Here is a 13,946-nt window from a genome sequence, read left to right on the forward strand (position 1 = left end):
AATGAGCAGCATCGAAACGGTCGGGATCATCGGCGCCGGGCAGATGGGCGGTGGTATCGCTCATGTCTGCGCGCTGGCCGGCTATCAGGTGCTGCTTTACGACATTTCGGGCGAGCGGATCGAGAAGGGCATCGCCACGATCAGCGGCAACATGGCACGCCAGGTCGCTTCCGGGAAGCTTGAGGACAAGGTCCGGCAAGAGGCGGTCGGACGTATCGCCAAAGCGTCGGAACTGAGCGACCTGTCCGCGGCCGATCTGGTGATCGAGGCGGCGACCGAGGACGAGGCGACCAAGCGCAAGATCTATGCGCAGCTTTGTCCGCTCCTGAACCCCGAGGCCATTCTCGCCACCAACACCTCGTCCATCTCGATCACGCGGCTGGCGGCGCAAACCGACCGCCCCGAGCGCTTCATCGGCATCCACTTCATGAATCCGGTGCCGGTGATGAATTTGGTGGAGCTGGTGCGCGGCATCGCCACCGAGGATCACACCTTCGAAGCCGCCAAGGGGTTCGTCGCCTCGCTGCACAAGACGCTGACCGTGTCCGAGGACTTCCCGGCCTTTATCGTCAACCGCATCCTGTTGCCGATGATCAACGAGGCGATCTACACGCTCTACGAAGGCGTGGGCACGGTGGAGGCCATCGATACGGCGATGAAGCTCGGCGCCAACCATCCGATGGGCCCGTTGCAGCTGGCCGATTTCATCGGCTTGGACACCTGCCTCTCCATCATGCAGGTGCTGCATGACGGGTTGTCGGATTCGAAATACCGCCCTTGTCCGCTTTTGGTGAAATATGTCGAAGCCGGCTGGCTCGGTCGTAAGACCAATCGCGGCTTCTACGATTATCGGGGCGAAACACCGGTTCCGACACGGTAAGGCCTCATCATTTCAGTGGCTTAGGTGCCGTCATTAAGCTTTCGGTAAAGAGTCGGAAAGTTTGCGTTAACGCTTAACTTCCGCGCGGGAGTGGCTTTGCGCTGCCAAAGAAGTCCGCCCACGGGTTCTTTCGCCTGAGCGCGCCGCTCAGCGCCTTGCTGCCCAGCCTGAATTCATCCGATGCGACGTCGTCCAGCTCTTTCCATGTGATCGGCACCGACACGGCACCGCTGTTGCGTGCACGCGGCGACCAGGGGACGACGGTGGTGGCGTTCGGATTGTTACGCAGATAGTCGAGATAGATGCGGCCTTTGCGCTCGTCCTTGGACGACGCAGCCGTGAAGCGGTCGGGTTCTTCCCTGGCCATGCGGTGGGCAAGGGCGCTGGCGAAGTGCTCCACCGCCTTCCAATTGGCGCCCGGTTCGAGCGGTGCCGTGATGTGGTAGCCTTTGCCGCCGGACGTCTTCACGAAAGGCACGAGCCCGCTTTCCTCCAGATGAGCGCGCAGGTCGTGGGCCGCGCGGCGGAGCGCGTCGAGGTCGATGCCCGGGTCCGGGTCGAGATCGAAGGTGACCTGATCGGGTTGCGTCAGGCTGTTGGCCTTCGCTCCCCAGACATGGATTTCCGTGATGCCGAACTGTGCGAGGGCCACAAGGCCGCTGAAGTTCTGGATGAAGAGCAGTTCCGCATCGTCGGCCGGGTCACGCATTGTGCTGATGGCCGCAGGCATGCCCTTCCAGGCATGCTGCTGGAAGAAGCGCTGGCTGCCGCCGACGCCGTCAGGCGTGCGCACCAGCGTCAGCGGGCGATTCTCGATGAAGGGGCGCATGCGGTCCCAGACCTTGCGGTAATAATCCACGAGATCGGTCTTGGTGAACTTCGCTTCCGGCCAAAGCTGGCGTCTGGGGCTCGACACGCGCACGCCTTCGATCGTAACGGGCTTGCCGAGGTCTTCCTTTTTGGAACTGGCTTTCGAAGGTGTTGCCTTGTTCGCCGGGGTCTTCTTTTTGGGTGGCGCCGGTGTCTCCTCCTTGCCGCCGACTTCCTCGACCGTCCGGTCGGATCGCACGGAGCGCGGCATGTCTTCGAGAATGTCGCCGGTGTCGCGCGCTTCCGCGTCTTCATCCTTAACGAGCAGCCAGTTCGGCGCGTGCTCCTTCGGGCGGGGCTTCATGCGCACGAGATGCCAGCCGCCGCGCAGCTTGCGGCCTTCCAAAGTAAAGGAAATGCGGCCTTTCTCCATGCCTGCGGCAGGATCGCCCTTCGGCGTCCAACTGCCTTCATCCCAGACGATCACGGCACCGCCGCCATATTCCTCTTCCGGAATCGTGCCTTCGAAGCCGGCATAGTCGAGCGGGTGGTCCTCGACCTGAACGGCGAGACGCTTCTCTGACGGGTCGAGGCTCGGGCCGCGCGTCACCGCCCAACTCCACAGCACGCCGCCATGTTCGAGCCTCAGATCGTAATGCAGCCGGGTGGCATCGTGCTTGTGAACGACGAAGATGCCGCCGCGGTTCGAAACACGCAGCGGCTCGGTTTTGCCCTCGGGTTCTTCCGTTTTCGAGAAGTCGCGTTTTTCCCGGTAAGTCTTGAGATCCGCCATTGCCCGCCTCTCCGACATGGGGAAACAGGCAAACGTAACCTCGTGCTCAGGGTTCCAGCGCGGCCTCGATCAGCGCCTTGGCATCCGCGCTGTGCCATTCGGCGGGGCCGTTCATGGAGCCCAGCATGCAGCCCTCGCCGTCGATCAGAAAGGTCGCGGGCAGGCCGAGCACGAGGCCGCGTTCCTTCATCGTGTCGAAGAGTTTCAGCGAGGGATCGCGATAGCGTTCGAGCGCTTTGACGCCGATCTCGTCGAGGAACTTGTTGGGCTTGGTCGCATCGCCCTTGTCGAGATTGACGGTGACGACCTCGAAATTCTCGCCGCCCATCTCGGTTTCGAGAGCGTCGAGCGCAGGCATCTCCGCGCGGCAGGGCGCGCACCAAGTGGCCCAGAGATTGACCAGCAGCGTCTGTCCCTTCTTGTCGGCAAGCGTCATCGGCGTGCCTTGCGGGGTCTCGAATTGCAGGCCGGCGAGCGAGATCGGCGGATCGGCCGGCAGCATGGCTGCGACCTGGCCTTGTGCCGCAGCGCCCACCGTTTTCGCTTGGTCAGCCTTCAGTGCGCAGGCTTTGTCGGCCTCGGTGCTCGCAGCGACGGTCGAGGGCGCCGCATCCGAGGCGTTCTCCCCGTTGCCAGACCCGTGCAAGCCGAAATATACCGCCCCCACACCGGCACATGCGCCCGCAAGCCCTGCCAGCAGGGCCCAGCGCAGTGCGGGGAAAAGTTTTCTGTCCATGCTGCCTCACCCGTCGCGGCGTCATCCAGGGATGCGGTTTACCCATATGAGCGACCAGAAGCCCAGCGCCAAGGCCGAGCCTGCGACAGCGGGAAGCAACCAGATGTGGGGCGGCCGCTTCGCGTCGGGCCCCGCTGCCATCATGCAGGCGATCAACGCTTCCATCGACTTCGACCGGAAACTTTATGCGCAGGACATCGAAGGCTCGCTGGCGCATGCCGCGATGCTGAAAGCGCAGGGGATCATTTCGGCGGACGATCATGCCGCGATCGAAAAGGGTCTCAGCCAAATTCTCGGCGAGATCGAAGCAGGCAGTTTCCAGTTCTCGGCCAAGCTCGAAGACATCCACATGAATGTCGAGGCACGGCTGGCCGAACTGATCGGTTCGGCGGCCGGGCGGCTCCACACCGCGCGCTCGCGCAACGATCAGGTGGCGGTGGATTTCCGGCTTTGGGTCAAGCGCGAAACGGAGCGCACGGCGCATGCCTTGCGTGGCCTGATCGAGACGCTGCTGTCGCGTGCCGAGGAACACGCGGCCAGCGTGATGCCCGGCTTCACGCATCTTCAAAGCGCCCAGCCGGTGACCTTCGGCCACCATCTGATGGCCTATGTCGAGATGTTCGGCCGCGACCTGTCGCGCGCGCAGGATGCCGCGAAGCGGATGGATGAGAGCCCGCTGGGCGCGGCGGCACTTGCCGGTACACCTTTCCCGATCGACCGCCATGCGACGGCGGAGGCGCTTGGATTTGGCGGCCCGACCCGCAATTCGATCGATTCGGTGTCCGATCGCGACTTCGCGCTGGAATTCCTCAGCGTCGCCTCGATCGCCGGCGTGCATCTGTCGCGGCTGGCGGAGGAGATCGTGATCTGGTCCACGCCGCAGTTCAATTTCGTGCGGCTGTCGGACTCGTTCTCGACAGGCTCGTCGATCATGCCGCAGAAGAAGAACCCGGATGCCGCCGAACTGGTGCGCGCCAAGACGGGACGGCTCAACGGCCACCTGATCGGGCTCCTGACGGTCATGAAGGGGCTGCCGCTTTCCTATTCGAAGGACATGCAGGAAGACAAGGAAGCGGTCTTCGACGCGGCGGAAACGCTCGACCTGATGCTGGCCGCGATGACCGGCATGGTGGGCGACATGGGGGTGAACACGGACAGCATGCGGCGCGCGGCGGGCGCGGGCTTCTCGGTGGCGACCGATCTGGCCGACTGGCTGGTGCGCGAGGCAGGCCTGCCGTTCCGTGAGGCGCACCATGTCACCGGTCGCGCCGTGGCAGAGGCCGAGAAGCGGCGGGTGGGCTTGGAAGAACTCTCGCTTGCCGACCTGCAGGCCATCCATCCGGGCATCACCGAAACGGTGTTCGATGTGCTTTCCGTCGATCGCTCGGTGGAAAGCCGCACATCCTTCGGCGGTACGGCCCCGGATGGCGTCCGCGCGCAGATCGCTTATTGGCGCGAGCGGCTCGCAAGCGCCTGACAAGCGGCGAGGCTTGGGCTAGAGCATTTGTACTTTTCGCAATTCCGGACGCAAAACCGCTGCGCACTTTTGCTGGATTTGCTTTAGAACGCGAAAGCTCTTGGGACAGGACAGCAGATGGCGGCCGGCAAGCTCGTTTCAATCATTCTCGCGACAGGGCTTTCGGCCGTGATGCTTTCGGGATGCGGCCGCAAGGGCGATCTCGACACGCCCTACGACGCGGCGGTCCAGGCCCGTAAAGATGCGCAGCAGAACAACCAGCCTGTGCCACCCGAGCCGAAAAAGCCCGTGACCGATCGAAAGTTCATCCTCGATCCGCTGATCTGAGACGACCGTGAACCATTTCCAGTATCGTGACGGCGTGCTCCATGCCGAAGACGTGGCCTTGCCGACCATCGCGGAAGCCGTGGGCACGCCATTCTACTGCTATTCGGACGCGACACTCACGCGGCATTTCAGGGTCTTCTCCGAGGCGCTGAAGGGGCTCGACGCCACCGTTTGCTATGCGCTGAAGGCCAATTCCAACCAGGCCGTGCTTTCGACGCTCGCGAAGCTCGGGGCGGGGGCCGACGTGGTGTCGGAAGGTGAACTGCGCCGCGCGCGGGCGGCCGGCATTCCGGCGGAAAAGATCGTGTTCTCGGGCGTGGGCAAGACCGCGCGCGAGATGGACTATGCGCTGCTCGAAGGCATCCACTGTTTCAATGTCGAGTCCGAGCCGGAGCTCGAACTGCTTTCAGCCCGCGCGACGGCACTCGGCCTCGTCGCGCCGGTCTCGATCCGCATCAACCCGGATGTGGATGCGCGGACACATGCGAAGATTTCGACTGGCAAGGCCGAGAACAAATTCGGCATTCCGTTCGGCGAAGCGCGCCGCGTTTATGCGCGGGTGGCGAGCCTGCCGGGCGTGGAGGCGGTCGGCATCGACACCCATATCGGCAGCCAGATCACCGAGCTGCAGCCTTTCGACGACGCGTTTCGCGTGCTGGTCGAACTCGTCGGCACCTTGCGCGGAGAGGGGCACGACATCCGCCATGTCGATCTCGGTGGCGGCCTGGGCATCCCTTATCGGCAGGACAACAACCCGCCGCCCGAGCCGCAGGATTATGCGGCCGTCGTGCGCAAGCATATGGAGCCCTTGGGGCTCAAGGTCGTCATCGAGCCGGGCCGGCTGATCGCGGGCAATGCGGGCATTCTGGTGTCTTCCGTGATCTATCTCAAGGAAGGCGAAGCCAAGAATTTCCTGATCGTGGACGCGGCGATGAACGACCTCATCCGCCCCACGCTTTATGACGCCTATCACGAGATCCGCCCGGTGGTGCTGGGCGAGGCCGAGCCGATCCGCGTCGATGTGGTGGGACCGGTCTGCGAAACGGGCGACGTGCTGGGGCTCGACCGCAGCCTGTCGCGCATGGGACCGGGAGATCTGGTGGCGGTGGGCACGGCAGGTGCCTATGGCGCAGTGCAGGCCGGCACCTATAATTCGCGGCTTTTGGTTCCGGAAGTGCTGGTGAAGGGCGACCAGTTCCACGTGGTGCGTCCGCGGCCTTCCTATGAAGACCTGATCGGGCTCGACCGCCTGCCGCCATGGCTTGAAACCACTTAAGTTCACGTTTTCGAAGGCGGCCTCGCCTTCGCCGCCTTTGCTGGTAGTGTAGACCCGTTCCGGCAAAAGTGCGCAGCGGTTTTGCGTTCGGAACTGCGGCGAAATCTTTCCCGCACCGAAAGAGGGCTCATGACCGAGGCGACCGGCCAGAACCGACCCCCCGCAACCTTGCGCCGCAGGCGTAAGATCACCCGCGCGACGATGATCGCGGAACGTATCTGGCCGCTTCTGCTGCCCGCATTGCTCGTGATTCTGGCTTTTCTCGCGGTCGCGTGGTCCGGCTTGTTGCGCACGATGCCTGATTGGGGCCGGGTTGCCACGGTTGCCGCCTTCCTGTTCGGTCTTCTGGCCAGCCTTTGTCCGCTGCGCTTCTTCGCGAAGCCGACAAGCGGCGAGGTGGACCGCCGCATCGAGGCGTCCAACGCGCTTCCGCACACGCCCGTTCTGGTGCAGCAGGACCGGCCGAGTGCGGCCGGCGACGACCCTTTCGCGCAGGCGCTGTGGCGCGAGCATCAGCGGCGCATGGCGGCGCGGCTTGCGGAACTGCGCGGCGACGGGTTGCGCACGCGCGTGGCCGAGCGCGACCCTTGGGGCCTGCGCGCGGTCGTGGTGCTGGCAGCCGTTGCGGCTTTCGCCTTTTCCTTCGGTCCCCTGGGCGGGCGGCTGGGCGATGCCTTCCGCGTGCCGGCAGCACTCGAAACCGTTCCGCCACGCATCGATGCCTGGGTGACACCGCCCGACTATACGGGTGCCGCTCCCATCTTTCTGTCCGACCCCTCGCAGGCTCAGGCGCAGAATTTCTCCGTACCCGAAAAAAGCGTCGTCACCCTGCGTGTGACCGGCGGGTCGGGCAAGGAGGTGCTGGAGATCGACGAGAACGGGCGAGGGGCGAAACCTGTTGCCGAGAAGAAGCCGGAAGGCGCACAGCTGGCGCAAAGCGCGGCTGTGACCTCGAAGCAGTTCGAAGGGGTGCTCGAAAGCGATGCGTCGCTGATCCTGCGCGATGGATCGGACACGCTTCGCACTTGGCGCTTCGCGGTGAAGCGTGATCAAGCGCCGGAGATCCGTTTCACCGCCGAGCCCAAGCGGGCGGCGAACGGCACGCTGGAACTCGCCTACGAGATCAAGGACGACTATGGCGCGACGGGCGCCAAGTCCGACTTCACCCTGAGCGAGGAGCCGGCTGAAGACGCGCGCCCACTCTATGGTGAGCCCGAAATGCCGCTCGGCCTGCCGCGCCGGGGCGCTAAGGCACCGACCGCGAAGGCTGCGCGCGATTTGACCGAGCATGTCTGGGCCGGCAGCACGGTGAAGCTCACGCTTCACGCCACGGATGCTGCGAACCAGGAGGGCTCGTCCGAGGTTAAGGAGATCGTGCTGCCCGAGCATGTCTTCGCCAACCCGCTCGCGCGCGCCATCATCGAGCAGCGCAAGATGATCGGCATGGATGCGAATGCCAAGGATCAGGCCTTGGAGCTGATGGATGCGATCACGCTTCGGCCCGAGGATACGTTCGACAATCCGTCCAACTATCTCGCGGTCGTCAGCGCGCGTACGCGGCTGGAACTCGCTCAGACCGACGATCAGTTGCGCGAGGTAGTAGACTATCTCTGGGCGGTGGCGAACACCATCGAGCAGGGCGACCTGTCGGAGGCTCAGAAGCGACTTGCCAAGGCGCAGGAGGCCTTGAAGGAGGCGTTGGAGAATGGCGCGTCCGACGAGGAGATCGACAAGCTCATGAAAGAGCTGCGTCAGGCGATGAACGAGTTCATGCGCGAATTCGCCCAGCAGGCGCAGAAGAACCCGCAGATGCAGCAGGCGATGCCCAACGCCCAGGAGCTTCGCCCGCAGGATCTCGACCGCATGATGAAGCAGATGGAGGATCTGGCGAAGTCCGGCAATCGCGATGCCGCGCAGGAACTTCTCTCGCAGCTTCAGGAGATGATGAACAATCTCCAGATGGCGCGCCCGCAGCAAGGCCAGCAGGGGCAGCAGAACAACGCCATGCAGGAGCAGATGAACAAGCTCGGCGACATCATGCGACGCCAGCAGGAAATGATGAACGAGACCTTCCGAATGCAGCAGGGGCAGCAGGGCGAAGGTCAGCAAGGCGAGCAGCAGCAGGGCCAGAACGGTGAGGGCCAGCAGCCCGGCCAGCAGGGCAAACAGGGCCAGGGGCAACAAGGGGAACAAGGGCAGGGTCAGGGTCGTCCCATGACCCCGCAAGAGTTCGCCGAGGCGCTCAAGAACCTCCAGGAGGGCCAGAACAAGCTGCAGCAGGAGCTCGAGGCTCTGCAGAAGGGCATGGAAGGCCAGGGCATGCAGCCGGGCGAAGGCTTTGGCGAGGCGGGGCGCGAAATGGGGCAGGCCGGCGAATCGCTCGGTCAGGGTGACGGCGAGAATGCGGTCGGCTCACAAGGCCGCGCACTCGAAGCTCTTCGCCGCGGTGCGCAGGACATGATGCAGCAGATGATGCAGGCCCAGCAGGGCGAGGAGGGCGGTTCCGAACAGGGCGGCCGCCAGCAAAGCAGCGACCGCGACCCCCTCGGCCGTCCGCGTGCCACGACCGGGCCCGATCTCGGCAACTCCGTCGAGGTGCCAGATGAGATCGATGTGCAGCGCGCACGGCGCATTCTGGATGCGATCCGCAAGCGTCTGGGCGACGCGCTGTCGCCGGAACTGGAGCGGAGTTACCTGGAGCGGCTGCTGCAGATGCGGTGAGGGGGCTCAGTATCCGTGCCGTCATTCTCGCGGATAAAGATGTTTTACGGCCCCGACTCTTTTGGTGAGGTTACGGTATGGATTCTCGGGTCGAGCCCGAGAATGACGAAGGGAAAGACGAAACGCCTCACCTTCGACGTTCGTTATTAACACCGACCGGTCCCCACGCTCCTCGTCATTCTCGGGCTTGACCCGAGAATCCATGCCGCGCCCTCACCAGCTTCGCGGGGGGATGTCGAATAGCGCCGGCCTACCACCCTATTCCGCGCATCAACTCCTGCCAGTCCGGGTTCATGGCTTCGATCAACTCGATCTTCCATTCCCGCCGCCAGCGCTTGAGGGATGTTTCTCGCTGGATCGCATCGCGGATGTCGAAATGCTCCTCGTACCAGACGAGCCGGAATACATTGTAGCGCGATGCGAAGCGCGAACCGCGTTCACTGCGATGTTCGAACATACGGCGGGAAAGGTCGTTGGTGACCCCGATATAGATCGTGCCGCGCTTCTGGCTGGCGGTCATGTAGACGTAGCCGGTCATGGTGCGAGGCTAGCAGTTAAATACGCTACTGATCGCACCGAATTCTACCTAGCCGGCACTTCTCCACCGTCACGGCTTGGATTCTCGGGTCAAGCCCGAGAATGACGAAGTGCGTGGGGGTAGGTTGATGGCAGTCGCCAGGGTTGAAGGTTCGCTTCTCCCTCTTTCCCTTCGTCATTCTCGGCCTTGAGCCGAGAATCCAAGCCGTGACGGAGGTGGCCAAGTCGGGGGTCTGTGTTCATCTACCTGGATGCCGCTGGTAGCCTGTATGGCGAATAGGCTGACTCCCAAAACAAAAACTCCCGGCCAATGACCGGGAGTTTTCTCTTCCGCTAAAACTGCCTCAGGCGAACGCGCCGTGGCAGTGCTTGTATTTCCGGCCTGACCCACACGGGCACATTTCGTTGCGGCCGACGCGGCCCCAGCTTTGGGGGGTGTTCGGGTCGCGGTCTTCGGGAGCAACCGTGCGCGTGTCTTCGCGCGCCGTGGCGAGCTGGGCGCCGCCGAACTCGTCGCCGAAATCATCGTCGCCGGTGGTTGCGTCCCAGTGGTGGCCTTCCACTTCCGGTGCTTCGAGCGGCGGGGCCTCGGCTGCCTCGCGCACCAGTTCGACGCGCATCATCTGGGCGGTGACGGCCTGGCGGAGATTGCCGAGCATGGCTTGGAAGAGCTCGAAGGATTCCGACTTGTACTCGTTGAGCGGATCGCGCTGGGCATAGCCGCGGAAGCCGACCACGGAGCGCAGATGGTCGAGATTGACCAGATGCTCGCGCCACAACCCGTCCAGCGTCTGAAGCAGGATCGAGCGTTCGACATAGGCCATCACATCGGGGCCGAAGCGGCCGGCGCGGTCGGCGGCAGCGGCATCGGCTGCCTCGCGGATGCGGTTGGTGATGTCGTCCTCGGCGATGCCTTCCTCGGCCGCCCACTGCTCGATGGGAAGGTCGAGGTTGAGCGTGGTCGCCACCTCTTCCTTGAGGCCCGCCGTGTCCCACTGCTCGGCATAGGCGGTTTCGGGGATGAACTTCGCGACCATCTCGTCGATCACGTCGTTGCGCATCTCGGCGACCGTCTCGGAAAGGTTCTCGCCCTGCATCAGTTCGATGCGCTGCTCGAAGACCACCTTGCGCTGGTCGTTCTGCACGTCGTCGTATTTCAGCAGGTTCTTGCGGATGTCGAAGTTGCGCGCCTCGACCTTCTTCTGCGCCTTTTCCAGAGCCTTGTTGATCCAGGGATGGATGATGGCCTCGTCTTCCTTGAGGCCGAGCTTCTGGAGCATGGAATCCATGCGCTCGGAGCCGAAGATGCGCATCAGGTCGTCCTGAAGCGAGAGGTAGAACTTCGAGCGGCCGGGATCGCCCTGGCGGCCCGAACGGCCACGCAGCTGATTGTCGATGCGGCGCGACTCGTGGCGCTCGGTGGCGAGCACGTAGAGGCCGCCGGCGGCGAGCGCTTCCTGCTTGAGGCGCGCGATGTCGGCGCGGATTTCGGCCTCGCGCGCCTCGCGCTCGGGGCCTTCGGGCATGTCGCCCAACTCTTGTGCTATGCGCATGTCGGCATTGCCGCCGAGCTGGATGTCGGTGCCGCGGCCCGCCATGTTGGTGGCGATCGTCACGGCACCCGGCACGCCGGCCTGGGCCACGATGGAGGCTTCCTGCTCGTGATGGCGGGCGTTCAGCACCTGGAAGTTGGTCATGCCCTCCTTGCGCAGCCGGTCGGCCAGCAATTCCGACTTTTCGATCGAGGTCGTGCCGACCAGGATCGGCTGGCGCTTTTCGGCAGCCGTGCGGATTTCGCGCACGATGGCGCGGTACTTCTCCTCGACCGTGCGATAGACCTCGTCGTCCTCATCGATACGCTGAACGGGGAGGTTGGTCGGCACTTCGGTGACGCCGAGGCCGTAAATGTTGCCGAACTCCTCGGCTTCCGTGGAAGCCGTACCGGTCATGCCGGCGAGCTTCTTGTACATGCGGAAATAGTTCTGGAATGTGATCGAGGCGAGCGTCTGGTTCTCGGGCTGGATCTGCACGTGTTCCTTGGCTTCCAGCGCCTGATGCAGGCCCTCGGAGAAGCGGCGGCCGGGCATCATGCGACCGGTGAATTCGTCGATGATGACGATCTCGCCATTGCGGACGATGTAGTCCTTGTCGCGCTGGAACAGGCGATGCGCTTTCAGCGCGTTGTTGACATGGTGGACCATGGCGACGTTCTCGACGTCGTAGAGCGACTCACCCTTGAGCAGATCCGCGTCGCGCAGCAGGTTCTCGACCTTTTCCGTGCCATCTTCGGTGAAGATCGCGGTACGCTGCTTCTCGTCGATCTCGTAGTCCTCGGGCTGCAACTGGAGGATGAAGGCGTCGACCGTGTTGTACATCTCCGAACGGTCCTCGAGCGGACCGGAGATGATGAGCGGCGTGCGGGCCTCATCGACCAGAATCGAGTCCACCTCGTCGACGATGGCGAAGTTGTGCCCGCGCTGGACCATCTGGCCCAGATCATACTTCATGTTGTCGCGCAGATAGTCGAAGCCCAACTCGTTGTTGGTGGCATAGGTGATGTCGCAGGCGTAGGCGGCGCGGCGTTCCTCGTCGCTCATGCCATGAACGATGATGCCGGTGGAAAGCCCCAGGAAGCGGTAAAGGCGGCCCATCCATTCGGCGTCGCGCCTGGCGAGGTAGTCGTTGACGGTGACCGCGTGGACGCCCTTGCCTTCGAGCGCGTTGAGATAGACGGGGAGCGTCGCGACCAGCGTCTTGCCTTCGCCCGTCCGCATTTCGGCGATGTTGCCGCCGTCGAGCACCATGCCGCCCATCAGCTGGACGTCGAAGGGACGCATGCCGAGCACGCGCTTGGAGGCCTCGCGCACGGTGGCGAAAGCGGGGATCACAAGGTCGTCAAGCGGCACGCCTTCGGCAAGCTGCTTACGGAATTCGACGGTCTTGTTCTGGAGCGCTTCGTTGGAAAGCGCGGCATATTCGGGCTCCAATCGGTTGATTTCCTCGACACGGGGGCGAAGGCCCTTCACACGGCGGTCGTTGGAAGTGCCGAAGATCGCGCGGGCGAGGCCGCCAAAACTGACCATCGAATGGTCCTTTCATTCACTGCGCCAAGGGCTGGCAACAACGCTGCCACCTGCCAGACGAGGGCTCCAACAGGCGGGAAAACAAGGGGATGCGCCACGGGGCGCGTCACGAAAACGCGTCTGGACGCAGAAGCGTTGGAGAGATAAGAGGGCCCCCATGCGATGTCAACGTGGCGCTGGAGGCCGCTGATCCCGCGCCAGAGCCCGGTTCCGGGCACGAGAGCCATGCGGACGCCCGACTGATCAACTCGTCCGACCTTTCGACATCCCCTCTTTCCTTCAAGCCCGATCGGAGAAATTGCCGATGCACTTCACGCTTTCCCGCGCCTCAACGCGGCTTCGTTTTGCCACCTGCGCGCTGGCGCTCGGCCTGAGCGCCGCGGCGGTTGCGCCCGTGATGGCGCAGGACGCCCCGGCGCCTGCCAAGCCTGCGGCACCGGCCGCACCGGCGAAGCCCGTCGATCCGAAGGCAATGGTCGCCACCGTCAACGGCCAGCAGATCACGGAAGGCGATCTTCAACTTGCGGAGCAGGACCTCGACCAGCAATTCGCGCAGTTGCCGCCGGAGGCCAAGCGCGGTGCGGCCCTTTCGGCCGTGATCGAGATCAAGCTGCTCGCGGGCGACGCGGTGAAGAAGGGTCTCGACAAGGACCCGCAATTCGAAGCGCGCATGGCCTTCCTGCGTGACCGTGCGCTGCATACCGCATTGGTCGAGTCGGAAGTCGCGAAGAAGGTGACCGATCAGGAGATCCGCGCTCGCTACGATCAGGAAATCGCGAACACGCCGCCCGTCAACGAGGTGCACGCCCGCCACATCCTGGTGAACACCAAGGAAGAGGCCGAGGCCATCATCAAGGAGCTCGACGGCGGCAAGAAGTTCGAGGACCTCGCCAACGAGAAGACCACCGATCCGAGCGGCAAGACCACGGGCGGCGATCTTGGCTGGTTCGGCCCCGGCCGCATGGTGCCCGAATTCGAAACCGCCGCCATGGCGCTCGAGCCCGGCTCCTATACCAAGACGCCCGTGCAGTCGCAGTTCGGCTGGCACGTGATCAAGGTCGAGGACAAGCGCGTGCAGCAGCCGCCGGCCTTCGAACAGGTCAAGGAGCAGGTCCGCTCGATCCTCCTGCGCGAGAAATATTTCGCGCTGGTCAAGCAGGTGCGCGGCGAAGCCAAGGTGGACATCGCCGACCCCGCGCTGAAGGCGGCCGTCGATCAGGCCGACCGCGCGACCGACTCGCCGGCTGACGGCGGCGAGCAGCCCGCGCAGCAGTAAGCCCTCAACTAAGTTCGGCTCCGCGCGCGA

Annotated in this window: 10 protein-coding genes; 6 read left to right on the forward strand and 4 right to left on the reverse strand. The window is 63.9% G+C overall.

The features are described from left to right. Position 1 precedes the first annotated feature (1 nt). Positions 2 to 880, forward strand: a complete 879-nt coding sequence (locus NGM99_RS18060; protein ID WP_252821475.1) for a 3-hydroxybutyryl-CoA dehydrogenase — start codon at positions 2 to 4, stop codon at positions 878 to 880. A gap of 73 nt (positions 881 to 953) precedes the next feature. On the opposite strand, the gene ligD is transcribed toward NGM99_RS18060, so the two are convergent. Beyond that, a complete protein-coding gene (ligD, locus tag NGM99_RS18065; RefSeq protein WP_252821476.1) occupies positions 954 to 2,483 on the reverse strand; it encodes a non-homologous end-joining DNA ligase in 1,530 nt (509 codons plus the stop codon). 46 nt (positions 2,484 to 2,529) lie between these two features. Beyond that, on the reverse strand, positions 2,530 to 3,219 hold the full coding sequence (gene tlpA, locus NGM99_RS18070) for a thiol:disulfide interchange protein TlpA (protein ID WP_252821477.1): 690 nt from the start codon (positions 3,217 to 3,219) through the stop codon (positions 2,530 to 2,532). Positions 3,220 to 3,265: 46 nt separating this feature from the next. Here tlpA and argH point away from each other — a divergent pair, with 46 nt between their 5' ends. The 4 genes from argH to NGM99_RS18090 all read left to right on the forward strand — a co-directional run bounded on the left by argH (position 3,266) and on the right by NGM99_RS18090 (position 9,020). Continuing rightward, complete coding sequence (gene argH, locus NGM99_RS18075) at positions 3,266 to 4,696, forward strand: argininosuccinate lyase (RefSeq protein WP_252821478.1); 1,431 nt, start codon at positions 3,266 to 3,268, stop codon at positions 4,694 to 4,696. 117 nt (positions 4,697 to 4,813) lie between these two features. Beyond that, positions 4,814 to 5,023, forward strand: a complete 210-nt coding sequence (gene lptM / locus NGM99_RS18080) for an LPS translocon maturation chaperone LptM (RefSeq protein WP_252821480.1) — start codon at positions 4,814 to 4,816, stop codon at positions 5,021 to 5,023. A gap of 7 nt (positions 5,024 to 5,030) precedes the next feature. Continuing rightward, positions 5,031 to 6,299 carry a diaminopimelate decarboxylase gene (lysA, locus tag NGM99_RS18085; RefSeq protein ID WP_252821482.1) on the forward strand — a complete coding sequence of 423 codons (1,269 nt, stop codon included), beginning with the start codon at positions 5,031 to 5,033 and terminating at the stop codon, positions 6,297 to 6,299. A 129-nt stretch (positions 6,300 to 6,428) separates the two neighbouring features. Continuing rightward, entirely contained in the window at positions 6,429 to 9,020 is a 2,592-nt protein-coding gene (locus NGM99_RS18090) for a TIGR02302 family protein (RefSeq protein ID WP_252821483.1), read from the forward strand. A gap of 250 nt (positions 9,021 to 9,270) precedes the next feature. Here the strand turns inward: NGM99_RS18090 and NGM99_RS18095 are convergent, their stop codons facing one another. Together NGM99_RS18095 and secA are read right to left on the reverse strand one after the other, a co-directional pair. Next, on the reverse strand, positions 9,271 to 9,558 hold the full coding sequence (locus tag NGM99_RS18095; protein ID WP_252821485.1) for a GIY-YIG nuclease family protein: 288 nt from the start codon (positions 9,556 to 9,558) through the stop codon (positions 9,271 to 9,273). Between the two features lie 343 nt (positions 9,559 to 9,901). After that, positions 9,902 to 12,640, reverse strand: a complete 2,739-nt coding sequence (gene secA / locus NGM99_RS18100) for a preprotein translocase subunit SecA (protein ID WP_252821487.1) — start codon at positions 12,638 to 12,640, stop codon at positions 9,902 to 9,904. Between the two features lie 304 nt (positions 12,641 to 12,944). Here secA and NGM99_RS18105 point away from each other — a divergent pair, with 304 nt between their 5' ends. Beyond that, entirely contained in the window at positions 12,945 to 13,916 is a 972-nt protein-coding gene (locus NGM99_RS18105; RefSeq protein WP_252821490.1) for a peptidylprolyl isomerase, read from the forward strand. Positions 13,917 to 13,946 lie beyond the last annotated feature (30 nt).

Source organism: Mesorhizobium liriopis (assembly GCF_024053505.1).
Classification (GTDB): domain Bacteria; phylum Pseudomonadota; class Alphaproteobacteria; order Rhizobiales; family Rhizobiaceae; genus Mesorhizobium_B; species Mesorhizobium_B liriopis.

What these genes read in the sequence shown, in the direction of transcription:
- NGM99_RS18060 (WP_252821475.1), top strand. Translation starts at nt 2, where the DNA reads ATGAGCAGCATCGAAACGGTCGGGATCATCGGCGCCGGGCAGATGGGC.
- NGM99_RS18105 (WP_252821490.1), top strand. Translation starts at nt 12,945, where the DNA reads ATGCACTTCACGCTTTCCCGCGCCTCAACGCGGCTTCGTTTTGCCACC.
- tlpA (WP_252821477.1), bottom strand. Translation starts at nt 3,219, where the DNA reads ATGGACAGAAAACTTTTCCCCGCACTGCGCTGGGCCCTGCTGGCAGGG.
- ligD (WP_252821476.1), bottom strand. Translation starts at nt 2,483, where the DNA reads ATGGCGGATCTCAAGACTTACCGGGAAAAACGCGACTTCTCGAAAACG.
- lptM (WP_252821480.1), top strand. Translation starts at nt 4,814, where the DNA reads ATGGCGGCCGGCAAGCTCGTTTCAATCATTCTCGCGACAGGGCTTTCG.
- argH (WP_252821478.1), top strand. Translation starts at nt 3,266, where the DNA reads ATGAGCGACCAGAAGCCCAGCGCCAAGGCCGAGCCTGCGACAGCGGGA.
- NGM99_RS18095 (WP_252821485.1), bottom strand. Translation starts at nt 9,558, where the DNA reads ATGACCGGCTACGTCTACATGACCGCCAGCCAGAAGCGCGGCACGATC.
- NGM99_RS18090 (WP_252821483.1), top strand. Translation starts at nt 6,429, where the DNA reads ATGACCGAGGCGACCGGCCAGAACCGACCCCCCGCAACCTTGCGCCGC.
- secA (WP_252821487.1), bottom strand. Translation starts at nt 12,640, where the DNA reads ATGGTCAGTTTTGGCGGCCTCGCCCGCGCGATCTTCGGCACTTCCAAC.